Source organism: Enterobacter sp. T2, from assembly GCF_010692925.1.
Taxonomy (GTDB): Bacteria; Pseudomonadota; Gammaproteobacteria; order Enterobacterales; family Enterobacteriaceae; genus Enterobacter; species Enterobacter kobei.
Map to the genome: position 1 here is coordinate 970,643 of NZ_CP048736.1, position 24,470 is coordinate 995,112.

The 24,470-nt window shown below is 56.1% G+C and carries 23 protein-coding genes and 1 pseudogene; 18 read left to right on the forward strand and 6 right to left on the reverse strand.

From position 1 onward, the window contains the following. The first annotated feature begins 323 nt into the window (after positions 1 to 323). The 6 genes from mmuP to tauD all read left to right on the forward strand — a co-directional run bounded on the left by mmuP (position 324) and on the right by tauD (position 6,277). On the forward strand, positions 324 to 1,724 hold the full coding sequence (mmuP, locus tag G0034_RS04565) for an S-methylmethionine permease (RefSeq protein ID WP_179120553.1): 1,401 nt from the start codon (positions 324 to 326) through the stop codon (positions 1,722 to 1,724). Then, complete coding sequence (gene mmuM / locus G0034_RS04570) at positions 1,711 to 2,643, forward strand: homocysteine S-methyltransferase (RefSeq protein ID WP_032637374.1); 933 nt, start codon at positions 1,711 to 1,713, stop codon at positions 2,641 to 2,643. Before mmuP ends, mmuM begins: the two co-directional genes overlap by 14 nt. A gap of 224 nt (positions 2,644 to 2,867) precedes the next feature. Then, the gene (tauA, locus tag G0034_RS04575) at positions 2,868 to 3,830 is read left to right on the forward strand and encodes a taurine ABC transporter substrate-binding protein (protein WP_179120554.1); all 963 of its coding nucleotides are present in this window, start codon (positions 2,868 to 2,870) and stop codon (positions 3,828 to 3,830) included. 10 nt (positions 3,831 to 3,840) lie between these two features. Continuing rightward, the gene (tauB, locus tag G0034_RS04580) at positions 3,841 to 4,608 is read left to right on the forward strand and encodes a taurine ABC transporter ATP-binding subunit (protein ID WP_014882717.1); all 768 of its coding nucleotides are present in this window, start codon (positions 3,841 to 3,843) and stop codon (positions 4,606 to 4,608) included. Further along, positions 4,605 to 5,432 carry a taurine ABC transporter permease TauC gene (tauC, locus tag G0034_RS04585; RefSeq protein ID WP_014882718.1) on the forward strand — a complete coding sequence of 276 codons (828 nt, stop codon included), beginning with the start codon at positions 4,605 to 4,607 and terminating at the stop codon, positions 5,430 to 5,432. The genes tauB and tauC overlap by 4 nt, the downstream gene beginning before the upstream one ends. After that, positions 5,429 to 6,277 carry a taurine dioxygenase gene (gene tauD, locus G0034_RS04590; protein WP_045134705.1) on the forward strand — a complete coding sequence of 283 codons (849 nt, stop codon included), beginning with the start codon at positions 5,429 to 5,431 and terminating at the stop codon, positions 6,275 to 6,277. The genes tauC and tauD overlap by 4 nt, the downstream gene beginning before the upstream one ends. Before the next feature lie 88 nt (positions 6,278 to 6,365). Here the strand turns inward: tauD and olsF are convergent, their stop codons facing one another. Both olsF and hemB read right to left on the reverse strand, forming a co-directional pair. Further along, the gene (olsF, locus tag G0034_RS04595) at positions 6,366 to 8,069 is read right to left on the reverse strand and encodes a bifunctional ornithine lipid synthase OlsF (protein WP_088126504.1); all 1,704 of its coding nucleotides are present in this window, start codon (positions 8,067 to 8,069) and stop codon (positions 6,366 to 6,368) included. Positions 8,070 to 8,141: 72 nt separating this feature from the next. Next, positions 8,142 to 9,116, reverse strand: coding sequence for a porphobilinogen synthase (hemB, locus tag G0034_RS04600; RefSeq protein ID WP_008503294.1), 975 nt, complete (start codon positions 9,114 to 9,116; stop codon positions 8,142 to 8,144). 450 nt (positions 9,117 to 9,566) lie between these two features. Between hemB and G0034_RS23590 the strand changes: the two are divergent. From G0034_RS23590 to G0034_RS04610, 3 genes and pseudogenes are all read left to right on the forward strand, one after another. Next, positions 9,567 to 10,605, forward strand: a pseudogene (locus tag G0034_RS23590) (autotransporter YaiT-related protein); the annotation flags it as partial. 330 nt (positions 10,606 to 10,935) lie between these two features. Then, complete coding sequence (locus G0034_RS23595; protein ID WP_502706669.1) at positions 10,936 to 12,210, forward strand: autotransporter outer membrane beta-barrel domain-containing protein; 1,275 nt, start codon at positions 10,936 to 10,938, stop codon at positions 12,208 to 12,210. A 92-nt stretch (positions 12,211 to 12,302) separates the two neighbouring features. Next, the gene (locus tag G0034_RS04610) at positions 12,303 to 12,926 is read left to right on the forward strand and encodes a helix-turn-helix domain-containing protein (RefSeq protein WP_023332210.1); all 624 of its coding nucleotides are present in this window, start codon (positions 12,303 to 12,305) and stop codon (positions 12,924 to 12,926) included. Between the two features lie 2 nt (positions 12,927 to 12,928). On the opposite strand, the gene ampH is transcribed toward G0034_RS04610, so the two are convergent. Then, positions 12,929 to 14,089 carry a D-alanyl-D-alanine-carboxypeptidase/endopeptidase AmpH gene (ampH, locus tag G0034_RS04615; protein WP_045269296.1) on the reverse strand — a complete coding sequence of 387 codons (1,161 nt, stop codon included), beginning with the start codon at positions 14,087 to 14,089 and terminating at the stop codon, positions 12,929 to 12,931. 204 nt (positions 14,090 to 14,293) lie between these two features. Between ampH and G0034_RS04620 the strand changes: the two genes are divergently transcribed. The 3 genes from G0034_RS04620 to G0034_RS04630 all read left to right on the forward strand — a co-directional run bounded on the left by G0034_RS04620 (position 14,294) and on the right by G0034_RS04630 (position 17,275). Then, complete coding sequence (locus G0034_RS04620) at positions 14,294 to 14,827, forward strand: isochorismatase family protein (RefSeq protein ID WP_014882722.1); 534 nt, start codon at positions 14,294 to 14,296, stop codon at positions 14,825 to 14,827. A 115-nt stretch (positions 14,828 to 14,942) separates the two neighbouring features. Next, complete coding sequence (sbmA, locus tag G0034_RS04625) at positions 14,943 to 16,163, forward strand: peptide antibiotic transporter SbmA (protein WP_023332213.1); 1,221 nt, start codon at positions 14,943 to 14,945, stop codon at positions 16,161 to 16,163. Between the two features lie 14 nt (positions 16,164 to 16,177). Further along, on the forward strand, positions 16,178 to 17,275 hold the full coding sequence (locus tag G0034_RS04630; RefSeq protein ID WP_023332214.1) for a DUF1615 domain-containing protein: 1,098 nt from the start codon (positions 16,178 to 16,180) through the stop codon (positions 17,273 to 17,275). Here the strand turns inward: G0034_RS04630 and G0034_RS04635 are convergent. Continuing rightward, positions 17,272 to 17,571, reverse strand: coding sequence for a DUF2755 family protein (locus G0034_RS04635; protein WP_014882725.1), 300 nt, complete (start codon positions 17,569 to 17,571; stop codon positions 17,272 to 17,274). The two genes, G0034_RS04630 and G0034_RS04635, sit on opposite strands and share 4 nt — an antisense overlap. 248 nt (positions 17,572 to 17,819) lie before the next feature. Between G0034_RS04635 and G0034_RS04640 the strand changes: the two genes are divergently transcribed. Continuing rightward, positions 17,820 to 18,050: a DUF2754 family protein gene (locus G0034_RS04640; protein ID WP_014882726.1), complete on the forward strand. Its 231-nt coding sequence runs from the start codon at positions 17,820 to 17,822 to the stop codon at positions 18,048 to 18,050. Here G0034_RS04640 and ddlA read toward each other — a convergent pair. Then, on the reverse strand, positions 18,047 to 19,147 hold the full coding sequence (gene ddlA, locus G0034_RS04645; protein WP_014882727.1) for a D-alanine--D-alanine ligase: 1,101 nt from the start codon (positions 19,145 to 19,147) through the stop codon (positions 18,047 to 18,049). The genes G0034_RS04640 and ddlA overlap by 4 nt on opposite strands. Positions 19,148 to 19,250: 103 nt before the next feature. Here ddlA and G0034_RS04650 point away from each other — a divergent pair, with 103 nt between their 5' ends. From G0034_RS04650 to adrA, 5 genes are all read left to right on the forward strand, one after another. After that, positions 19,251 to 19,934 (forward strand): extensin-like domain-containing protein, encoded by a 684-nt coding sequence (locus tag G0034_RS04650; RefSeq protein ID WP_179120555.1) that lies wholly within the window; start codon positions 19,251 to 19,253, stop codon positions 19,932 to 19,934. Between the two features lie 168 nt (positions 19,935 to 20,102). Then, positions 20,103 to 21,317: a multidrug efflux MFS transporter gene (locus G0034_RS04655; protein WP_023332216.1), complete on the forward strand. Its 1,215-nt coding sequence runs from the start codon at positions 20,103 to 20,105 to the stop codon at positions 21,315 to 21,317. A 210-nt stretch (positions 21,318 to 21,527) separates the two neighbouring features. Further along, complete coding sequence (iraP, locus tag G0034_RS04660; RefSeq protein ID WP_014882730.1) at positions 21,528 to 21,788, forward strand: anti-adapter protein IraP; 261 nt, start codon at positions 21,528 to 21,530, stop codon at positions 21,786 to 21,788. Between the two features lie 275 nt (positions 21,789 to 22,063). Beyond that, positions 22,064 to 22,384 (forward strand): phosphate starvation-inducible protein PsiF, encoded by a 321-nt coding sequence (gene psiF / locus G0034_RS04665; protein ID WP_014882731.1) that lies wholly within the window; start codon positions 22,064 to 22,066, stop codon positions 22,382 to 22,384. 102 nt (positions 22,385 to 22,486) lie between these two features. Then, positions 22,487 to 23,590: a diguanylate cyclase AdrA gene (gene adrA, locus G0034_RS04670; RefSeq protein WP_023332217.1), complete on the forward strand. Its 1,104-nt coding sequence runs from the start codon at positions 22,487 to 22,489 to the stop codon at positions 23,588 to 23,590. A 14-nt stretch (positions 23,591 to 23,604) separates the two neighbouring features. On the opposite strand, the gene proC is transcribed toward adrA, so the two are convergent. Next, positions 23,605 to 24,414 carry a pyrroline-5-carboxylate reductase gene (proC, locus tag G0034_RS04675; protein ID WP_014882733.1) on the reverse strand — a complete coding sequence of 270 codons (810 nt, stop codon included), beginning with the start codon at positions 24,412 to 24,414 and terminating at the stop codon, positions 23,605 to 23,607. Positions 24,415 to 24,470 lie beyond the last annotated feature (56 nt).

The following is a 24,470-nucleotide window of genomic DNA, read 5'->3' on the forward strand; positions in this document are numbered from 1 at the left end:
AACTGTTCGACTATAGAACTGATTGTGAGAATTACCAACCTTTGCGCCTTACCTGTTCTGTGGACAGTGTTGCGGTATGAATCCACTCTTCACGGATCCCACTTTCGACTGACCGAAGATCGTCTCTTCCCGCACCATGATATACATATCAGCTTGCGGAGGTGCTTATGGCCTGGCGTCCTTTTCTCTATGTCATCCTGACATCCCACCCCAGACTCAGTGCGCGGCGCGCTCGTTTGCGTCTGGTCATCTAGCTTTTTATTAACAATCGCGGTATAACACCTTCTTTGGATGTTTAGATGTCCATACGTATAGAAGGTAATATGCAAACACAACAAGAAAATGGGCAGCTGAAGCGCACCATGAAAACACGCCACCTGATTATGCTCTCGCTGGGCGGCGTGATTGGGACTGGGTTATTTTTTAATACGGGCTATATCATTTCCACGACCGGGGCGGCGGGCACGCTGCTGGCATACCTGATTGGCGCGCTGGTGGTCTGGCTGGTGATGCAGTGTCTTGGTGAGCTTTCCGTGGCGATGCCGGAAACCGGCGCGTTCCACGTCTATGCCGCCCGTTATCTTGGCCCGGCGACGGGCTACACCGTGGCGTGGCTCTACTGGCTCACCTGGACGGTGGCGCTCGGGTCGAGCTTTACCGCCGCCGGGTTCTGCATGCAGTACTGGTTCCCGCAGGTGCCCGTCTGGACGTGGTGCGTGGTCTTCTGCGTGGTGATTTTTGCCCTTAACGTCATCTCCACGCGCTTCTTTGCTGAAGGCGAATTCTGGTTCTCGCTGGTGAAAGTTATCACCATCATCGCCTTTATTATCCTCGGCGGGGCGGCGGTCTTTGGCTTTATCCCGATGCAGGACGGTTCTCCTGCGCCGGGGTTAAGCAACATTACCGCTGAGGGCTGGTTCCCGCACGGCGGCCTGCCGATCCTGATGACCATGGTGGCGGTGAACTTTGCCTTCTCCGGCACCGAACTTATTGGTATCGCGGCGGGCGAAACCCAAAACCCGCACAAGGTCATTCCGGTCGCAATCCGCACCACCATCGCGCGGCTGATTATCTTCTTTATCGGCACCGTGTTTGTACTGGCGGCGCTGATCCCGATGCAGCAGGCGGGCGTGGAAAAGAGTCCGTTCGTGCTGGTGTTTGAGAAGGTCGGTATTCCTTACGCGGCAGATATCTTTAACTTCGTGATCCTGACGGCGATCCTCTCGGCGGCCAACTCCGGGCTGTACGCCTCCGGGCGCATGCTGTGGTCGCTCTCCAACGAGAAAACGCTGCCGCGCTGCTTTGCCCGGGTGAACAAAAATGGCGTGCCGTTGACGGCGCTTTCGGTTTCCATGCTCGGTGGCGTGCTGGCGCTGTTCTCAAGCGTTATCGCCCCGGACACGGTGTTTGTCGCGCTCTCGGCCATTTCCGGCTTTGCGGTGGTGGCGGTCTGGATCAGCATCTGCGCGTCGCACTTCGTTTTCCGTCGCCGACATCTGCAGTCCGGCCAGCCGCTCTCTGCGTTGCAGTATCGCGCACCGTGGTATCCGCTGGTGCCGGTACTCGGTTTTATTCTCTGCGTGGTTGCCTGTGTCGGCCTGTGGTTTGACCCGAGCCAGCGTATTGCCCTTTATTGCGGGCTTCCGTTTGTCGCCCTGTGTTATGGTGCGTACTACCTGACCCGAAATATGACATCGCAGGAGCCTGAACATGTCGCAGAATAATCCGCTTACCGCCCTTCTCGAAAAACAGCCGTTTGTGGTGCTGGATGGGGCGATGGCAACGGAGCTGGAAGCGCGCGGGTGTAACCTTGCAGACAGCCTCTGGTCTGCCAAAGTGCTGGTAGAAAACCCGGAACTTATCCGCGAAGTGCATCTTGATTATTACCGAGCAGGGGCGCAGGTGGCGATCACTGCCAGCTACCAGGCCACGCCCGCGGGCTTCGCGGCACGCGGGCTGGACGAGGCACAGTCCCGGGCGTTGATTGGCAAAAGCGTGGAACTGGCGCGTAAGGCGCGCGAAGCGTATCTGGCTGAAAACCCGCACGCAGGTACGCTGCTGGTGGCAGGCTCCGTGGGGCCGTACGGCGCGTATCTGGCGGATGGTTCGGAATATCGCGGCGACTACGTGCGCAGCGCCGAGGCGTTTACCGCCTTCCACCGCCCGCGCGTGGAAGCGCTGCTGGATGCGGGGGCAGACCTGCTGGCCTGCGAAACGCTGCCTTCGTTTGGGGAAATTAAGGCGCTGGCGGCGCTTCTGGCGGAGTATCCTCGCGCCCGGGCGTGGTTCTCGTTTACCCTGCGTGATAGCGAGCACCTGAGCGACGGCACGCCGCTGCGTGAGGTGGTCGACGTGCTGGCAAACTCCCCGCACATTGTCGCGCTGGGTATCAACTGCATCGCCCTGGAAAACACCACCGCGGCGTTGAAACATCTGCAAAGCCTGACGGCGCTGCCGCTGGTGGTCTACCCGAACTCGGGCGAGCACTATGATGCGGTGACCAAAACCTGGCACCACCACGGCGAAGCGTGCGAGACGCTGGCGGGCTATTTGCCACAGTGGCTGGCGGCTGGAGCGAAATTAATCGGTGGATGCTGTCGCACCACACCGAAGGATATTGCTGAGCTAAACGCAAAGCGCTGACTTCTCTGCCGGGTGGCGGCTACGCCTTACCCGACCTACGGATCGCACAATTTGTAGGCCGGGTAAGCGTAGCGCCACCCGGCACAAACCAACCGCACAATACTGACTATCCTTTCCCACTTTTTATCTAAAAACGAATCGTTATGAGCGATGCGTTTTAATTCCTTTATCAAAATTCCCGCGCCGGAAATACTGCCCTCATAACAACAAGGGGAGCAGATACTATGGCAATTTCATCGCGAATCACACTTCTCGGCGCGCTGGCGCTGTGGGCCTTTCAGGCGCAGGCGGTAGACGTCACCGTCGCGTATCAAACCTCTGCGGAACCGGCGAAAGTTGCGCAGGCGGATAACACCTTCGCCAAAGCGAGCGGCGCGAACGTCGACTGGCGCAAGTTCGACAGTGGGGCGTCCGTCGTGCGTGCGTTAGCCTCCGGCGACGTGCAGATCGGCAATATCGGATCCAGCCCGCTGGCGGTCGCGGCCAGCCAGCAGGTGCCGATTGAGGTGTTCCTGCTCGCCTCGCAGCTCGGTAACTCTGAAGCGCTGGTGGTGAAGAAAAACATCACCAAACCGGAAGACCTGATCGGCAAGCGCATCGCCGTGCCGTTTATCTCTACCACCCACTACAGCCTGCTGGCGGCGCTCAAACACTGGGGCATCAAGCCGGGGCAGGTTCAGATTCTTAATCTCCAGCCACCCGCGATAATTGCGGCCTGGCAGCGTGGGGATATTGACGGAGCCTATGTCTGGGCCCCAGCCGTGAACGAGCTGGAAAAAGATGGCTCCGTGCTGACCGACTCCGAAAAGGTGGGCCAGTGGGGCGCGCCGACGCTCGACGTGTGGGTCGTGCGCAAAGACTTTGCTGAGAAACATCCCGAGGTGGTGAAAGCCTTTGCCAAAAGCGCCCTCGACGCCCAACAGCCTTATATCAGTAATCCCGATGAATGGCTGAAGCAGACCGCCAATCTGGAAAAACTCGCCCGACTGAGCGGCGTGCCGGAAGCGGACGTGCCGGGGCTGGTGAAAGGCAATACCTACCTGACCCCTGCGCAGCAGGTGCAGCAGCTGACCGGGCCGGTGAACAAAGCGATTGTCGATACCGCCACCTTCCTGAAAGCGCAGGGCAAAGTGCCCGCGGTAGCGGCGGATTACAGCCAGTACGTCACCGACCGCTTTGTGAAATAAGGAGTCCGCCATGCTGAGCATAACGAACCTGTATGCCGATTACGGCGGCAAACCTGCGCTGGAGGAGATCAACCTGACGCTGGCCAGCGGTGAACTGCTGGTGGTGCTGGGCCCCTCCGGGTGTGGGAAAACTACGCTACTGAATCTGATTGCCGGTTTTGTCCCTTATCAGCGTGGCACCATCCAACTGGAAGGCAAAAAGGTGGAAGGCCCCGGCGCCGAGCGCGGCGTGGTTTTCCAGAATGAAGGTTTGCTCCCCTGGCGCAACGTGCAGGAAAACGTGGCATTTGGGCTACAGCTTGCGGGGGTGAACCGCGAACAGCGGCTGGAAACGGCACGGCAGATGCTGAAAAAAGTGGGTCTCGAAGGGGCGGAAAAACGCTTTATCTGGCAGCTTTCCGGCGGTCAGCGCCAGCGTGTCGGCATTGCCCGTGCGCTGGCGGCAAACCCGCAGCTGTTGCTGCTGGACGAGCCGTTCGGCGCGCTGGACGCCTTCACCCGCGAGCAGATGCAAACCCTGCTGTTGCGTCTCTGGCATGAGACGGGCAAGCAGGTCCTGTTGATCACCCACGACATCGAAGAAGCGGTGTTTATGGCGACCGAGCTGGTGCTGTTATCGCCGGGGCCGGGGCGCGTGGTGGAACGCTTGCCGCTCGAGTTCGCGCGCCGTTATGTCGCCGGAGAACCCGTGCGCAGCATCAAATCCGATCCGCAGTTTATCGACCAGCGTGAGTACATCCTAAGCCGCGTGTTTGACCAACGGGAGGCTTTCTCATGAGCATCGTCTTCAGTGAAAAAACGCGCCGCACGCGTCAGGCGCTGCGCTGGCCGTTCTCCCGCCAGCTCACGTTGAGCGTCGGGACGCTGCTGGTGTTACTGGCGGTGTGGTGGCTGGTGGCGGCACTGCAGTGGATCAGCCCGCTGTTTCTGCCGCCGCCGGGACAGGTGCTGGCCAAACTTATTGCCATCGCCGGGCCGCAGGGGTTTATGGATGCCACGCTCTGGCAGCATCTGGGCGCAAGCCTGACGCGCATTCTGGTGGCGCTGCTGGCTGCGGTGATGATCGGCATTCCGGTTGGCATCGCGATGGGCTTAAGCCCGACGGTGCGCGGCATCCTCGATCCGCTGATTGAGCTTTACCGCCCGGTGCCGCCGCTGGCCTATCTGCCGCTGATGGTAATTTGGTTTGGCATCGGTGAAACGTCAAAAATCCTGCTGATCTATCTGGCGATTTTCGCCCCGGTTGCGATGTCGGCGCTGGCGGGCGTCAAAAGTGCCCAGCAGGTGCGGATCCGCGCGGCGCAGTCGCTGGGCGCCAGCCGGACACAGGTGCTGCTGTTCGTGATTTTACCGGGCGCGCTGCCGGAGATCTTAACCGGGCTGCGCATCGGCCTCGGCGTGGGGTGGTCCACGCTGGTGGCGGCAGAGCTGATCGCCGCCACGCGGGGATTAGGGTTTATGGTGCAGTCGGCGGGAGAGTTCCTGGCGACTGACGTGGTGCTGGCTGGGATCGCGGTCATTGCCGCGATCGCCTTCGGATTAGAGCTGGGGCTGCGCGCTCTACAGCGTCGTCTGACGCCCTGGCATGGAGAAATACAATGAGTGAACGTCTGACCATTATCCCGCTGGGGCCGTATATTGGCGCGCAGGTGTCGGGCCTGGATGTAACCCGTCCGCTGAGCGATAACCAGTTCGAGCAGCTGTATCACGCGGTGCTGCGCCATCAGGTGGTGTTCTTGCGCGAGCAGGCGATCACCCCGCAGCAGCAGCGCGCGCTGGCGCTACGCTTTGGCGATCTGCATATCCATCCGGTCTATCCGCATGCGGAAGGGGTGGAGGAGATTATCGTCCTGGATACCCATAACGATAATCCGCCGGATAATGACAACTGGCACACCGATGTGACCTTTATCGAGACGCCGCCCGCAGGGGCGATCCTCGCGGCAAAATTGCTGCCGGAGACCGGAGGCGATACGCTGTGGGCGAGCGGCATTGCGGCTTTCGAGGCGCTGTCCGCACCGTTCCGGACGCTGCTGAGTGGTCTGCGGGCGGAGCACGATTTCAAAAAATCGTTCCAGGAATACAAGTACCGTAAAAGCGAAGAGGAGCATCAGCGCTGGCTGGATGCGGTTGCAAAACATCCTCCGCTGCTGCACCCGGTGGTGCGTACCCATCCGGTCACGGGCAAGCAGGCGTTATTCGTGAACGAAGGGTTTACCACGCGCATTGTGGACGTGACGGAAAAAGAGAGCGAGGCGCTGCTACGCTTCCTGTTTGCGCATATCACCAAACCGGAGTTTCAGGTGCGCTGGCGCTGGCAGGAGAACGATCTCGCGATCTGGGATAACCGCGTGACGCAGCACTATGCCAATGCGGATTATCTGCCGCAGCGTCGGATTATGCAGCGGGCGACGATTTTGGGGGATAAGCCGTTTTATCGCCCTTGATCCTGTAGTACCTGTAGGTCGGGTAAGGCGTAGCCGCCACCCGGCAATTTTGCACCGTTTTTGCCGGGTGGCGCTGCGCTTACCCGGCCTACAAAGAGTGTACCCCTATATACCGCTGATAGCGGTTCGTCTTCAGGTAGCACAAATCCACCAGCACCAGCCCGTCGACGCAGTTGTTGAACGCCGGGTCGCTGCCAAAATCAATAAACTGCACGCCGCCCGGTTCGCACAGCTCGGAATACTGCTTGTAGAGTGGCGGAATGCCGCAGCCCAGATTGCCGAGCAGGGATTTCAGCTTCGTCAGATCGTCCACGTAATCCACGCCGCCAAACTGTGCCAGCACGTCCGGTAACGATGCAGGATAAGGCTGGCGCGACGCGGCCAGCGGATGGCTTGCCGGGAACCACAGACGGTAAAATGCCACCAGCAGATCCCGCGCCGCTGGCGGTAAGCCTCCGGAGATCGAGACCGGGCCAAACAGATAACGGTAGTGCGGATAACGTGCCAGATAAGCCCCAATCCCGGACCAGAGATAATCCAGGCCGCGGCGTCCCCAGTAGCGCGGCTGAATAAAGCTGCGACCCAGTTCAATGCCGTGCTCCAGCACGTCCTGCATTTTATCGTCGTAGTGGAACAGGCTGTAGCTGTACAACCCTTCCAGACCCCGATGCGCAACCTGCTTTGCGGTGGGCATAAAGCGATACGCCCCCACGATCTCCAGATCCTCATCATCCCACAGGATCAGGTGCAGATAATCGTCATCGTAACGGTCGGTGTCCCGGCGCTTGCCGCTCCCTTCCTCCACCGCACGAAACGCAATTTCGCGCAGGCGGCCCAGCTCGCGCAGCAGCGGAGCCTCTTCCTGGCCGTTGCGCTGCCACAGATAGATGAGCTTACCGTCGCCGGTTTTGCCCAGACACTCGGCCTGCGCCAGCTCGCGTTTCAGAGTCGCCCGGTCCTCTGGACGAGCAATGGCGCACTGGGTTTTAAAGACGCCAGGCATTCCCTTGCCAAGACGCATCACGTGCTGACGGCACTGCTCGGCCATCTCACGCGACGAAAGGGTGGCGCTGTGCCAGTGATGCCAGGCGATCTGCTGGCCGATTTTAATCGGCAGCTGGCTATGGCGGCGGCGGAACATCTGCTGCATTAACAGCAGCATCGACAATGTCGGCGACACCAGCGTGCTGGCATAAAAGAGGAGACTATTGTGCGCCTGAATATGCACCGGCAGCAGCGGCGCGCGCAGCTTGCTGGCGAGCTTGATAAAGCCCGGGTGCCATTTTTTATCGTGAATGCCTTTGCGCGTCGGACGTGAAACTTCTCCCGCCGGGAAGAAGATCAGTACGCCCGCATTTTGCAGATGTTGTTCCATCTGCACCAGGGAGGATTTCGCCGTCCTGCCCCCCATATTGTCCACCGGAATAAAGAGTGAACTGAGAGGCTCAAGGTGGGTCAGCATCCGGTTGGTCACGACTTTTACGTCACGGCGTACGCGGGAGACGGCGTACAACAGCGCCAGCCCGTCCAGTGTACCCGTCGGGTGGTTGGCAATAATGACCAGCGGGCCATGTTCGGGGATTTGTTCGAGATCGCGGGCGGAAACGGTGCAGAGAATATCAAGGTGCTCCAGAACTTGCTCCACCATGTCCAGTCCTTTGAGGTGGCGGTGCGTGGCGGCAAACTGCTGGAATTCATCTTCGTAAAACAGTCTTTTTAACAGACTTTTTTGCCAGGGTGCAGGCCTCGCCTGAGGCCAAAGATCGTCGAGAACGCTATCGAGGCTAAACATGGTTACTCCTCCTGCCGTCTTGCGAAGACAGTAGAAGGAGCAGATGTCGGTTGTATTGCAGTTTGGTGAAGATTAGCGGAGGATTTTTTTCTCAGCCAGATCCAGCGCGAAGTAGCTGAAGATCAGGTCCGCGCCCGCACGTTTGATCGCACCCAGGCTTTCGAGGATCACTTTCTCTTCGTCAATCGCTCCCGCCTGCGCGGCGAATTTGATCATCGCGTACTCGCCGCTCACCTGGTAAGCGCCCAGCGGCAGTTCAGTGCGTTCGCGGATGTCGCGCAGAATATCAAGATACGCGCCAGCCGGTTTGACCATCAGGCAGTCTGCGCCCTGAGCTTCATCCAGCAGGGATTCGCGAATCGCTTCCCGGCGGTTCAGCGGGTTCATCTGATAGGTTTTACGGTCGCCCTTCAGCGCCGTGCCAGCCGCTTCACGGAACGGGCCGTAGAAGGAGGAGGCAAATTTGGTGGAGTAGGACATGATGGCGGTGTCGGTGAAGCCTGCCGCATCCAGCGCCTGACGAATCGCCTGAACCTGTCCATCCATCGCGGCAGAGGGGGCGATGAAATCTGCACCCGCAGCGGCCGCGACCACGGCCTGCTTGCCGAGATTCAGCAGGGTGGCATCGTTATCCACGCCATGATCGCACAGCACGCCGCAGTGGCCGTGAGAGGTGTATTCGCAGAAGCAGGTGTCTGACATGACGACCATTTCCGGCACGGTCTCTTTGCAGATGCGGGACATACGGGCGACAAGGCCATCTTCTTTCCACGCATCGCTGCCGGTGGCGTCGGTATGATGGGAGATGCCAAAGGTCATCACCGAGCGGATCCCCGCGTTGGCGATGCGTTCGATCTCGCGCGCCAGATATTTTTCCGGAATGCGCATTACGCCCGGCATGGCTTCGATGGCTTTGTAGTCATCGATCTCTTCTTCAACAAAAATCGGCAACACCAGATCGTTTAAGGTCAGGGTTGTCTCTTCAAACATAGCGCGCAGTGCAGGTGACTTGCGCAGACGGCGGGGACGTGCAATTAAATCGGTCATGGGATGCCTGATGTTTGTGGAACAAAGAGGCCTAGTGTACCTCAAAGTGAAGGCCGTTGTTTTACGAAAGTAGGCTTTTTTCTTTTCTCAAATTGACGGCTGAAGAACCTTTTTTCACTCTACACTCGCGCGGTCTGTTTTTTCAGGAAAAGGGGAATGATTAGTATGATTTCTATATCAGATGGAATATATAAAAAATAATGATCTATTTATTTTAATAATATTAATGTGAGTTATGAAATTAATTTTCAACTTTCTGTTTTTATAATATTTATAATGATTGTCTGCTGTGTGGTTGACCTTTTTTCTGTTTTTTTGTCTGTATGCGGACTTAATGGAATCATTCATTGAACCTTTTCTAAATGCAACTGCATAATTCTCTCCGCAATTGAATATTGCACAATGATTTGACGGACAAACTTGCTTACGTCCCTGAGGAGGGATGACCCAATGCAAACATGGAAAAAGAAACTGGTTGTATCTCAACTTGCATTAGCCTGTACCCTGGCTATCGCTTCTCAGGCCAATGCGAAAGATATTTCCGGTACGACGTATAATACATTTGGATATGATAACGCCGCCTCAACCCCGTGGTATTATGGTTATGCTGACTGGGATTACACTGATGCCAGCCATGACGGTGATATTTATCCGGTGATCAATAAATCAACGGTGAATGGCGTTATTTCGACGTATTATCTGGATGACGGCATCAATGGTCATTCTAATGCGCTCAGCATTTCTAACAGCACCATCAACGGTATGATTACCTCTGAGTGTATGACCGCAAACTGTGCCGACGGCGTAGACGCCGACGGTACCGCGCATAGTCAGTTCGATCGTTTTAGCCTGACTGTCGATAACAGCACGATCAACGACGCTTACGAGCATTACGCTAACGCAGGGCTATCAGGAGCTCGATAATACTCCGTATGACGGCGTTGAAGGCGTGGCGAACAGCGCAAACGTGTTCACCGATACGCTGGTGGTTAAAGACTCCGTGCTGACGTCAGGCGCCTACAGCGATCTGGGTACCAGCGGATTCTACGGTCAAACGGCTAAGCCGAGCGACTACGGTGAAACCCACGCCACGGGTGCGGATGACGCGGCGCTGATCGTTGCGGCCAGCGCATCTGACAACGCCATGCAGACCACCGCCACGTTCGACCATTCTACCGTCACCGGCGACATCCTGTTCGCCAGCACCTTCGATAACAACTTCTACGAAAATGGCGATCCGGCAACCGATACCACCGATGATGGCGTCTATAACCCAACCACTAATGCCTGGGATGGCACCGACAGGCTGGACGTGACGCTGACCAACGGCAGCAAGTGGGTCGGTGCGGCGCAGTCCAGCGTTGAAGCCATTGGCACTTCGCAGATGTACGGTCTGGGTTACAGCAACGTTGACTGGCATGCGCTGGCGCCTAATAGCATCTGGCCTGACTCCACCTTTGACAGCAACGGCCACGTAGCGGGCGAAGCGGTTTACCAGAGCGGCCTGTTCAACGTAACGCTGGACAACGGTTCCGAGTGGGATACCCGTAAGATCTCTAACATCGACGCGCTGGCGGTGAATAACCGCTCTCAGGTCAACGTTGAAAACGCTGGCCTGCTGGCGGACTCCATTACCCTAACCAATGCTTCATCGCTGAATATTGGCGACAGCGGCGGCGTAGCGACCGACAGCCTCTATCTGGACAGCGATAGCCGTGCAGCTCTGACCGAAGAGACGGCCGCGCTGTATGCGAATACGATCACCGTCGATAACGGTGCCGAGCTGGCGCTGGGTCTGGGTCAGGTCGACACGCACAATATGGTGCTGACCGACGGTGGCGTACTGAACGTAGCCAGCCGTGATTATGTGCTGAACAGCGATCTGAATAACGCGCGTTATATCACTAACGATCGTTACAGCGCGGACTACGACTATGGTGTCGTCGCACTGAACTCAGACGGCCATCTGGCGGTGAACGGTGACGTTGCCGGTAACTATAAAGTGCGCATTGATGATGCGACCGGCGCAGGCTCCGTCGCTGATTACAAAAACAAAGAGATCGTCCGTGTTTATGATAACAATCCGGATACCGCAGCCCACTTAACTGCCGCAAACAAAGCGGATTTAGGGGCTTACACCTATCAGGCACAGCAGCAGGGTGATACCGTTGTCCTTGAGCAGAAAGCGCTGAGCGACTACGCCAACATGGCGCTGAGCATTCCTTCTGCCAATACCAATATCTGGAATCTGCAGCAGGATACCGTCGGTTCGCGTCTGACCAACAGCCGTCATGGCCTGGCGGACAATGGCGGAGCCTGGGTGAGCTACTTCGGTGGCAACTACGACGGTGACAATGGCGTTATCAGCTACGATCAGGACGTGAGCGGCATTATGGTCGGTCTGGACACCCAGATTGACGGTAACAATGCGAAGTGGATCGTCGGCGGTGCAGCAGGCTTCGCGAAGGGGGATATCAGCGATCGTACCGGTCAGGTCGATCAGGACAGCCAGACGGCAATGATCTATGCCTCTGCGAAGTTTGCGAACGATATGTTCCTCGACAGCTCCCTGAGCTACACCCGCTTTAACAACGACCTTTCAGCTACCATGAGCAACGGTCAATACGTTGACGGTGACACGACCACCGATGCGGTTGGCTTTGGCATGAAGCTGGGCTATGACTGGAAACCAAACCTGTCTGGCTACGTAACCCCTTACGCGGCGGTATCCGGTCTGTTCCAGTCCGGGGATGATTATCGCCTGAGTAATGACATGCGCGTTGATGGGCAATCTTACGATAGCCTGCGCTATGAACTCGGCCTGGATGCGGGTTATACCTTCAACTACGGTGGCGAGCAGGCGCTGACGCCTTACTTCAAGCTGGCCTATGTCTATGATGATGCTGATAACACTGCGGATATCAACGACGACAGTATCGACAACGGCGTTAAAGGCTCTGCGGTGCGTGTAGGGCTGGGTACGCAGTTCAGCTTCACGAAGAACTTCAGCGCGTACACGGATGCCACGTATCTTGGCGGCGGTGACGTTGACCAGAACTGGGGCGCCAATTTGGGTGTGAAATATACCTGGTAATACCTGAAAGCGGGGGAGAATATCCCCCGCTTTTTTACGATAAAAACAAAAAACAATATTGAACCGACCAATACGGATGTCTTGAGGTCTGCATGAACGTTAATGCGAAACCGCTTTCTGAATTAAGCCGGCTCGAACAGTGTCTGATAGCAGCCAGTAGTACGTTTCAATGTGCTCCACAACAAATCATTACTTCTCACGAGTGCAATGAGTCACGCACGGTCGTATTACAGACCGGTATAATCGAAATCTATCGTTATCCAGATGAATTGCTGTTGGGGATCGCGAAAGCGCCATTTATTTTTGGGCTATCCACCGTGATGATTAAACACTGTCACGAATACAAAGTTATCGCCAAAACACCCTGTACGGGTTTTTATTTGTCCACGGAAACCACCCGTCAGCTCATACAACAGAATGCGCTCTGGAAAGAGGCCTTCACCTGGTTATCATGGATAAATTACATTCTTGCGAAACGCGATATGCAGCTGGTGGGAAATAATTCTTATCACCAGATCCGCGCCATGTTGCTGAATATGGCGGAGTGGGATGAAACGTTGCGCTCGAAAATTGGTGTGATGAATCATATTCAACAAAGCACCCGTATTTCGCGCTCGGTTGTTGCAGAGGTTCTCGCTGCGCTGCGGCAGGGAAACTACATTAATATGAGCCGGGGCAAGCTGGTCAGCATCAACCGCTTGCCCACGGAATATTAAGATCAGTTAGACGCGGTCAGCACCTGGGCTTTATTGGCGCTCAGTTCAGCCACCAGGTTATTAATGCCATCACTCATATTAACGAAACGCGTATGCGGGGAGCGGGTGACCACCACAAATGCGCCCACGTTGGACTGCGGGATCATCGCCATATAGGTAATGAACCCGCCGCCGCCGCCGGTTTTCTGAATAATACCCGGACGGCCATTTTTTGGTGCCATATAGACCCAGCCCAGGCCGAGCGCATCGGCTTTACCCGGTACGTCCATTCCGACCACACGGTGCAGCTGAGTTCGCTGATAAATCAGGGTCTGCATACGGTCGGCCTGGCTGCTGCGCGAGTAGAAATCCGATGAGAGGAACTGCTGCATCCAGCGCATCATGTCGCCTGGGGTGGAATAGACCCCGCCGCTCCCCACTGCCGCCAGCGTGTTGTTACACGGGCTTGCACCTTTCTCTGCCACCATCAGGCGACGGCACTGGTCCGGAGAAGGGGTAAAGGTGGTGTCTTTCATCCCCAGCGGACGGGTTATCTGCTCTTCAAACAGCTGCGTGTAGGGTTTGCCCGCAGCCGCTGAGAGGGCATCCGCCAGCAGGTCGAACGCCAGATTGGAGTAAGAGGCCTGCGAACCCGGGGCCGCCTTCAGCGTGGCGGTGCTCAGGTAGTTCCAGCGCTGCTCGCGGGTGGGCCAGACAAACACGTCGCGGTGCGCCGCCCCGCCAGGCTGCTCACGCGGTAGCGCGCTGGTGTGCGTCGCGAGGTTCACAAGGCGAATGGGCGTTCCCTGATACGTCGGCACTCGTGCACCCGGTGGGGCGTATTTGCTGAGCGGATCGTCGAGCTTCACCACGCCCTGGTCGAGCAGTTTCACCAGCATTTCGCTGGTCATTAGCTTGGTTAAGGACGCGATGCGAACGACGGAATCCAGCTGCGGGTGAATGTTATTGCCTGGGCGCGTTTCACCGAAGCTGCGGAATACGCGCTGGTTGCCATCAATAACCACCATTGCCATCCCGGTTGCGCCGCTGCCGTAATAGATCAGGTTCGCGTAGCGATCGGCAATGTCTGAAGCCAAAACGGGCGCCGTCAGCGGTTGGGCCGCCTGGACGGTGGAGAAGCTCACCGCACACAGCGCGGCAAAAGAGAGCAGACAACGTTTCAACGAAAAGCATCCATGAAGTGAATGAAGAAAGTAATGGGTATTTATACTACTAATCTCTACCGTGCAATGCCCGGAATAGCATAACGATAGCCAGAAAAACGTAACCATGGGTAAATATGAATAATTTACTTGCGAGCGCTCTCCCATTTTCTGGCATCGGGCTTATGATAGGCACCAGTATTACTCAATCTTACGGAGAACGGTATGTCTGAAAAGCGTGTGGTCATGGTGGTTGATATGCAAAACGGGGTATTTGAAACCCCTCGTCATCAGCGCGAAAAGTGTGTCTCTCTGATCAACCAGCTTACGCAGGCGGCCGACACCGTCATTTTTATTCAGCATACCGAGGCCGGGGGGCTGGAAGAAGGAAGTGAAGGGTTTGCGCTGCTGCCTGAACTCCATCAACCGGCTGATGCGCTTTACGTTACCAAGACCGCCTGTGATTCTTTTTACAACACATCGCTTGAAGCGCTGTTACGTGAACACGGAATTCGTGAGTTTGTCATCTGCGGCTGCGCCACGGATTACTGCGTGGACGCGACAATTAAAAACGGCGTCAGTCGGGGCTACCACATTACCGTGGCTGAGGATGCCCATACCACCGCGAATCGCCCGGCGGCTGAAGCACAGATTCTGATTAACCACCATAATGACGTCTGGCGTAACTTCATTGCACCGATGAACCCTCCCGCGGTGAAACGCACCGAAACAATTCTCGAAAACTGGAAAGCGAACTAATAATCAACCCTCGGGTCTGACCTTTTTGCCCGAGCCGGTCTTCCGGCCCGGGCAGGGTATTCGTTTGGTCATGTGTTGAGCACAGCAACAACCATAACAACAAGAAGGAAGCATCATGTTTAAGTCTTTTTTCCCAAAGCCGGGGCCATTTTTCCTGTCGGCATTTATTTGGGCTCTTATCGCGGTCGTTTTCTGGCAGGCGGGCGGCGGTGCATGGCTGGCACGCATAGCCGGGGCGACAGGCGACGTGCCGATTAGCGCAGCGCGCTTCTGGTCACTGAGCTATCTGCTGTTTTACGCCTACTACATGCTGTGCGTAGGGCTGTTTGCGCTGTTCTGGTTTGTCTATTCTCCGCACCGCTGGCAGTACTGGTCGATTCTCGGTACCTCGCTGATCATCTTTGTGACGTGGTTCCTGGTGGAAGTGGGGGTGGCGGTAAACGCCTGGTATGCACCGTTCTACGATCTGATTCAGACCGCACTGAGTTCGCCGCACAAGGTCACCATTAACCAGTTCTACCATGAAGTCGGCGTCTTCCTCGGTATCGCGCTTATTGCGGTGATCATTGGTGTTATGAACAATTTCTTCGTCAGCCACTATGTTTTCCGCTGGCGTACCGCGATGAACGAACATTACATGGCGCACTGGCAGCATCTGCGTCATATCGAAGGTGCCGCGCAGCGTGTGCAGGAAGACACCATGCGTTTTGCCTCCACCCTTGAAGATATGGGCGTCAGTTTCATCAACGCCATCATGACGCTGATTGCTTTCCTGCCGGTACTGGTGACGCTCTCTGCGCATGTGCCGGATCTGCCGATTGTCGGCCATCTGCCGTATGGTCTGGTGATTGCCGCGATTGTCTGGTCGCTGATGGGCACGGGCCTGCTGGCGGTGGTGGGGATCAAGCTGCCGGGTCTGGAGTTTAAAAATCAGCGCGTCGAAGCGGCGTATCGTAAAGAGCTGGTTTACGGGGAAGATGATGCCAGCCGCGCGTCGCCGCCGACCGTCCGTGAGCTGTTTGGTGCCGTGCGTCGTAACTACTTCCGCCTTTACTTCCACTATATGTATTTCAACATTGCGCGCATTTTGTATCTGCAGGTGGATAACGTTTTCGGCTTGTTCCTGCTGTTTCCGTCGATTGTTGCGGGTACGATTACGCTCGGTCTGATGACGCAGATCACCAATGTTTTCGGTCAGGTGCGCGGGTCGTTCCAGTATCTGATCAGCTCCTGGACCACGCTGGTGGAGTTGATGTCCATCTACAAACGTCTCCGCAGCTTTGAGCGTGAGCTGGACGATCGTGACCTGCAGGAAGTGACCAATACCTTTAGCTAATACAGGGAGTTGCTATGTCTTTTGCCGTACCGCGCGCGTTATCGCTGTCCTTACTGGCCGCTCTGGTGCTGGCGGGCTGTGCCGAAAAAGGGGCAGCCCCGCTCAAAAAGGGTGAAAAGCCCGTGGATGTGGCAAGCGTTGTGCGGCAAAAAATGCCCGCCAGCGTGAAGGATCGCAATGCGTGGGCAGATGCGCTGGCTAAAACCTTTGAAAGCCAGAAGATTGCCCCGACCGAGGAAAATATCTGCTCGGTGCTGGCGGTGGCGCAGCAGGAGTCCATGTACCAGTCAGACCCGGTGGTGCCGGGTCTGAATAAAATTGCCTGGAAAGAGATCGACCGCCGCGCGGAATCGATGCATATCCCGGTGTTCCTCGTGCATACCGCACTGAAAATCACCTCGCCGAACGGTAAAAGCTACAGCGACCGGCTGGACACGGTGAAAACCGAAAAACAGCTCAGCGCCATTTTTGATGATTTCATCAACATGGTGCCAATGGGGCAGAAACTGTTTGGCTCGCTCAACCCGGTTCACACCGGCGGACCAATGCAGGTGAGCATCGCGTTTGCCGAGAAGCATACCGACGGCTATCCATGGAAAATTGACGGTACGGTGCGCCAGGAGGTCTTCTCACTGCGCGGCGGACTGTGGTTCGGCACGTATCATCTGCTGAACTATCCGGCGAATTACAACGCGCCGCTGTACCGCTTCGCAGACTTTAATGCCGGCTGGTATGCCAGCCGTAACGCGGCGTTTCAAAGTGCGCTTAGCCGCGCAAGCGGCGTCAAGCTGGCGCTGGACGGCGATCTCATCGCCTACGGCAGCAGCGAGGCGGGAGGCACCGAAAGCGCGGTACGGACATTATCGACAGCGCTTGATATGAGCAACAGCGATATCCGCCGTCAGCTTGAAAAAGGCGATAGCCTGGCATTCGAGAAAACGGATCTCTACAAGAAGGTGTTTGCCCTTGCGGAGCAGAAGAGTGGGAAAACGTTACCGAGGGCTATCCTGCCGGGTATTCAGTTGGAAAGCCCGAAGATCACACGTAACCTGACCACCGCCTGGTTTGCGAAGCGCGTGGACGATCGCCGGGCTCGCTGTATGGGGCTTTAATGGCGACGACGAAAGCGCAGGACTAACGCGACTACGCCTAAAATCATACACCCCGCGAGGAAAGGAACGAGACCGAACAGCGTGCTCACGCCAAATCCAATCTCCACTCGCGGACGTCCGTTATCCTGCACCTGCATCAGGTGTTCATAAACACCTGGCGCATGGACCAGCATATTGAGCAACTGGGAGCCTGCCCAGAAGCAGAAAAGGACAAACAAGGCATACGCGATATTACCCGCCGTAGAGGTTTTTGGTTTGCCGCCAAAAATCGGTTTCGACAATGTAAAGTCAGCCATGTTGACCTCCCGAGGTATAACTCTGTTTTAATACGCGTCTTACGGGGTGAGTTTGACAGGTGATTGCATTTGTCAATATCAGAATCGTGGTAATTTACGCTCAGGAATTCTCCTGGATTATTGATTTCTGCAGCGCGTCACAATTTTTAAACTTAAGTGAAATTGCGTCGCGTTTCAGAATTTCCGCATCTGCCACAGACCTCGTGCTTAAACTGTGAGAGGATGTCTTTTTTCCTGCCGGAGTTGTTATGAAGCTCACGTCCAAACTTCGCCGTGACTGGCACTACTATGCCTTTGCTATTGGGCTGATTTTTATTCTTAACGGCGTCGTGGGGCTGTTAGGATTTGAAGCAAAAGGGTGGCAAACCTATGCCGTCGGGCTGGTGACCTGGGTGATCAGTTTCTGGCTGGCGGGGTTGATTATCCGCCGTCGCCCGGAAGAGACGACGACGGAAGAGACGGCGAAGGGTGCCGATTAACCGTTAACAGAACTTTTCAGCGCGCTGTCGGCGGCGTGACGCTCCAGCGCCAGTTCGATCAGGCGGGTGATCAGCTCAGAGTAGCCAAGCCCGCTGGCCTGCCACAGTTTTGGATACATGCTGATGTTGGTGAAGCCCGGCAGCGTGTTGATCTCATTGATGACCACGTCGTTCTCCGGCGTCAGGAAGACATCCACGCGCGCCATGCCGCTGCAGCCGAGAGTCTGGTAGGCGCTGATGGCGATCGCCCGGATCTTGTCGTTGATCGCCGGATCGATATCCGCAGGAACAACGACCTGTGCGCCTTTATCATCAATGTATTTGGTGTCGTAGGAGTAGAAGTCGCTGTTTAAGACCACTTCACCGCAGGTGCTCGCCTGTGGAAAATCGTTGCCCAGCACGGCGCACTCAATTTCGCGGCCTTTGATCCCTTGCTCAATAACCACTTTATGGTCAAATTCAAACGCCAGACGAACGGCTTGCGTAAACTCTGCTTCGCTGGCGACTTTGCTAACGCCAACGGATGACCCCTGGTTGGCAGGCTTCACAAACAGCGGCAGCCCCAGTTGACCGCTAACCTGCGCGAAGCTGTACTTGTCTCGGTTGGCGCGGGTGAGCGTGACGAATGGCGCGATATTCAGTCCGGCATCGCGCAGCAGGCGTTTGGTGACGTCTTTGTCCATGCACGCGGCGGATCCCAGTACGTCTGATCCAACAAACGGCAGGTTGGCCATGCGCAACATCCCCTGCAGGGAACCATCTTCCCCGAGCGTGCCGTGTACGATAGGGAAGACCACGTCGATCTGAGTGAGAGCCTGCGCATTGCCGGCGTCGATGAGCTGTCCCTTCATGACGCCAGGAACGGTCGCGACGCTGATGTCCGAAGGATTGAGGGCGATGTGCGCCGGATCGTGGGCATTCAGCAAATACTGGCTGGCGTCGTTAACATGCCACTGGCCCTGTTTATCAATGCCCAGCAGGACCACGTCAAACCGGCTTTTATCGATCGCATCAACGATATTTTTGGCCGATTGCAATGACACCTCGTGTTCCGCTGATTTTCCCCCAAAGACAATACCTACGCGCTGCTTTGCCATCTCACTCTCTTCCAGTCTGACGAAAAGCCAATAACATACCACGATGCCCTGCGGGTTTCGCGGCCTTCTGCCATAATGTTTTGGGGAAGAGTGAGGGGGGAACGTGAAAGGAAAAACTCTGCTGACCGTTTTCATCCTGGGGGCAGTTGCAACGGTGGGTTATCGCTGGTTGCCGTCTTACTACAATCCATTTAAACCGCTGGCCCTGGACGATCCCCCTGGCCGTATTACCCAGTATAAACTGCGACGTTTAACCCCCGAAGCCTGCGCGAGCCTGTTAACGCAGGCCAATCAACGAAACCTTATCCGCACCCAACCGGTCGCTGACGGCGGCGGGACATGTCCGCTGCGCAACGTCGTGCGCGTGCGTGACTTCGGCCCGGTGAGTCTGAACGGCAGTTTTCTTGCCAGCTGTCCGCTGGCGCTCAGCTCTGCACTGTTTGTCAGCCAGCAGGCCCGGCCATTGACGCAGCGCTTCACGGGACATGAGCTGACGCGCATTGATCACCTCGGCAGCTTTGCCTGTCGCAATATCTACCACCGGCCCGATGCGCGGCGCAGCGAGCATGCCACCGCAGACGCGCTGGATATCGCCGCTTTTCGGCTGGCGAACGGGGAGCGTGTCACGGTGCTGAACGGCTGGAAATCGGCAAAAACGCAGCCATGGCTGAAGGCCCTGCTGGCGGCCAGCTGCGGCTACTACGGTAACGGTCTGGGGCCGGAGTATAACGCGGCGCATGCCAACCATTTTCATCTGGGGATGCGCGGTTTCGGACTCTGTCGCTGAAGCATAATCTTCCGCCAGAAAGTGGATGATTTGTGACTTATTTCACAAATATGATGACTGGGAAGATAAAACACCAAAGTCAGCAAGGCCGCATCTCTGGTGCGACGCCGGCGTGCGTAACTTGCTAATCTGACGGCGAATTCGCCTAAAAATGAAGACTATTTCTTTATGGAATCCTGGAAAGTTAATCTCATCTCGGTCTGGTTCGGCTGCTTCTTTACCGGGCTGGCCATTAGCCAGATCCTGCCGTTCCTGCCGCTGTACGTGTCGCAGTTGGGGGTTACCTCCCACGAAGCGCTCTCCATGTGGTCCGGTCTGACGTTCAGCGTCACGTTTCTGGTCTCCGCCATTGTGTCTCCGATGTGGGGCAGCCTGGCGGATCGGAAAGGCCGTAAGCTGATGCTGCTGCGCGCCTCGCTCGGGATGGCGATTGCGATTCTGCTCCAGGCCTTCGCCACGAACGTCTGGCAGCTGTTTTTCCTGCGGGCGGTGATGGGGCTGACGTCCGGGTACATTCCGAATGCCATGGCGCTGGTGGCCTCTCAGGTGCCACGCGAACGAAGCGGCTGGGCGCTGAGCACCCTCTCAACGGCGCAGATAAGCGGCGTCATCGGTGGCCCGCTGCTGGGCGGCTTTCTGGCAGACCACGTTGGGCTGCGCGCGGTATTTATCATCACTGCGATCCTGCTGGTGGTTAGCTTTCTGGTCACGCTCTTTCTGATCAAAGAGGGAGGGCGCCCCGTTGTCAGCAAGTCTGAACGCCTGAGCGGTAAGGCCGTCTTCGCCTCGCTGCCTTACCCAGGGCTGATGATCAGCCTGTTTGTCACCACCATGGTGATCCAGCTCTGTAACGGCTCGGTGGGGCCCATTCTGGCGCTGTTTATTAAATCAATGGAGCCAGACAGCAATAATATTGCTTTTCTCAGCGGGATGATTGCCGCCGTGCCGGGCGTTTCCGCGCTGATCTCTGCGCCACGTCTGGGGAAGCTGGGGGACAGGATCGGCACGGCGCGTATCCTGATGGCGACGCTGATTTTTGCGGTGGTGCTCTTTTTCGCGATGTCGTTTGTTACCTCTCCGCTTCAGCTGGGCGTGCTGCGATTTTTACTCGGTTTCGCCGATGGGGCTATGTTGCCTGCCGTACAGACCTTGCTGGTCAAATATTCCAGCGACCAGGTCACCGGACGTATTTTTGGTTATAACCAGTCGTTTATGTATTTAGGCAACGTTGCCGGTCCGCTTATTGGCGCATCCGTTTCTGCGATGGCAGGTTTTCGTTGGGTATTTGCTGCTACGGCAATTGTCGTTTTAATCAATATTATCCAGCTGGCGATTGCCCTGCGCCGTCGAACACGAATGGCGGAGGCGAAATCAGCGAAATAGTCCTTTCGCGGGTGTATTATATATTCTTATGGTAGCCGTATTTTTATATAACTAAATGCGGCGTTTTTTTATAGAAAAACGTTTCGCTATTAAGGGTGGCACCCTAATTTGGCGGTAATGTCACTTTTACATAAGATAATACTTTTCTCCGCTTTGCATATTTCATTCCTGGTGTTAATTTCAGAGGAAACCCCATAAGGAAATAGCACGATGAAGAATCTCATTGCTGAGTTGCTGGTTAAGCTTGCACAAAAGGAAGAAGAGTCTAAAGAACTGGTTGCCCAGGTCGAAGCGCTGGAAATTGTCGTCACCGCGCTATTGCGGCGGATGGATACATCCGATCAGCAGGCGTTAATCAATAGCATCGAAGGGGCGCTGGATAAGGCGCGACCCGACACTCAGGTTCCACCAGAGGATGCCGAATTGCTGCAGCAATACGTAAAGAAGCTGTTGAGGCATCCGCGCAGTTAAGCCGTCACGAACGGTTCTGACGTTTCACAAAATTGTCTTGCAGGATGCCTGGCGCTGCTCTGTATTTATTTTTTATCTGTTTGTACCGGGAGATAATAAAAGTGAAACAGAGCACGCGTGTTATCGCGTTACTTCCCCTATCCTTTATGTCGATACCGCCAATACCGGTACGTTGGGTCTGAAATGAGAAATTCCCGGCAAAATCACCGCTGCCGGGTGGTTTTTTTCCTGTTACGAACCAGACTTACAGGGAATATTCACAAAAGGATGGTGCAATGAAAACAACATTACTGGTTACTCTGCTCTCCGGCCTGTTCCTGATCTCATCGGCGAATGCGGAAGAGAAAACGCTAACGCCTCAGCAGCAACGGATGACGACCTGTAATCAACAGGCGACGTCCCAGAGTCTGAAAGGCGATGCCCGTAAGACCTATATGAGCGACTGCCTTAAAAACGGTGCCGCGAAGCCTGGCGAAAAAAGTCTGACGCCGCAGCAGCAAAAAATGCGCGAGTGTAATGCGAAAGCGACCGAACAGTCCCTGAAGGGAGACGATCGCAGCAAGTTCATGAGTGCCTGTCTGAAGAAACAAGTGTAGTTCTAACGGGTGAGTGGCGTCGGCTGCTCACCCGAAATTTCATACTTTCCCCGCAGTCCCCCTCTCTATAATTTGGGAAAATGTTTCAGAATATTCCCAAAAATGATGAATGATGAAACGTATTACAACAAAAAGCGCATTCGGGAAGAGTGGAGTTTAACCCTTTCTCAGGATGACCCTTACCGCGCCGGCATCCAGTTTGCCCGGCGGGTTCGGCTGGCGCGCGCTGTTGGTCTGGCAGCCATGTTTTTCCCCGTGGCGGGAATGCTGGTCATCCATTTTTTACCCGGCGGCTGGTGGTTGATCCTGGTAGGGTGGGCGTTCGTCTGGCCCCATTTTGCCTGGCAGTTATCCTGCCGCGCCGCGTCACCTCACCAGCAGGAGATTTTCAACCTTAAGATGGATGCCATTATCGCCGGGCTCTGGATTGGCGTGATGGGGCTGTATGCATTACCCACGGCAGCGCTGGTAATGATGGTGGGAATGAACATGATGGGCTCCGGTGGCTGCCGCCTGTTTCTTGTGGGGATAACGTTAACCCTCCTGACCGCGCTGGTGACGCTGCCCCTCGTCGGGAAAGTAACTGTCTTCAACCCCGATCCCGTGGAGTGGGGCTTAACGCTTCCGGTGCTCATGCTTTATCCCATGCTGTTTGCCTGGCTCAGCCACCGGACGGCCATCAGGCTTGCGGAACATAAGCGGCGGCTGGAAATGATGAGTACCCGCGACGGCATGACCGGGGTCTTTAACCGACGACACTGGGAAATGCTGCTGCGTAATGAGTTTGAGCACTGCCGCCGGAGCCACTGCAACGCCACCATTTTGCTGATTGATATCGACCATTTTAAAAACATCAATGATACCTGGGGGCATGACGTGGGCGATAAGGCGATTGTTGCTCTTACCCGTCAGCTTCAGATGTCAGTCAGGTCAGGCGATGCGATAGGCCGTTTTGGCGGAGATGAGTTTGCCGTGATTATGTCGCAGACAGCGGCTGAAAGCGCCATCGCCGTCATGTCTCGGGTTCACGAGCGTCTGGAAACGTTGTCCTTACCGTGCGCACCGAAAGAGCCTCTGCGCATCAGCGTAGGCATTGCCCCCTGGGGGCCACAGTTTGGACATTATCGGGAATGGCTGAAGGCGGCAGATGTGGCGCTGTATAAGGCGAAAAATGCCGGGCGCGGCCGCACCGAAGTGGCCGCCTGACGCCCGGTCAGAAATCAGGATTTACTCAGCTTCTCTGATTTTTCCATGCATTTTGCCATCGCCTCGATGACGGCAGAGCGGAATCCACGTTCTTCCAACACTCGTACCGCTTCGATGGTCGTGCCGCCAGGCGAGCAGACCATGTCCTTCAGTTCGCCCGGATGTTTACCGGTCTCCAGCACCATTTTGGCGGAACCCATCACCGCCTGCGCGGCGAATTTATACGCCTGCGCACGCGGCATGCCGCCAAGCACGGCGGCGTCGGCCATGGCTTCTAAAAACATGAACACGTATGCAGGTGCAGAGCCGCTGACGCCGACAACAGGATGGATCATGGATTCCGCAATCACTTCCGCCTCACCGAAGCAGCGGAAAATGTTCAGCACATCAGCCACCTCTTCTGAGGTCACCAGCGCGTTAGGGGTGACGGAGGTCATACCGGCATTAACCAGTGAGGGAGTATTGGGCATCGCGCGGACGATTTTACGGTCATGACCGAGCGCGCGGGCCAGTTGATCGAGCGTCACGCCCGCGGCAATCGACACGACCAGCGTCTCTTTATTCAGACTGGAGGTGATGTCGCTCAACACTTTGATCATGATGTTCGGCTTAACGGCGCCAAAGACGATATCGGCGACCTGGGCGACTTCCTGCGCGCTTTCGGCGGCGTTGATCCCGTATTGATCGCGCAATGCGGCGACGTTGTCCGGTGACGGGGTATAGACCCAAATCTGACCGGGCAGAACCTGCCCGCTGGCGATCAGGCCGCCCAGGATGGCTTTGCCCATGTTACCGCAGCCGATAAACCCGATTTTCTTATCCATCACGATTCTCCGTCATTATGCGTTGTTTTCTCTGATTGATAGCTTAACAACGAAAT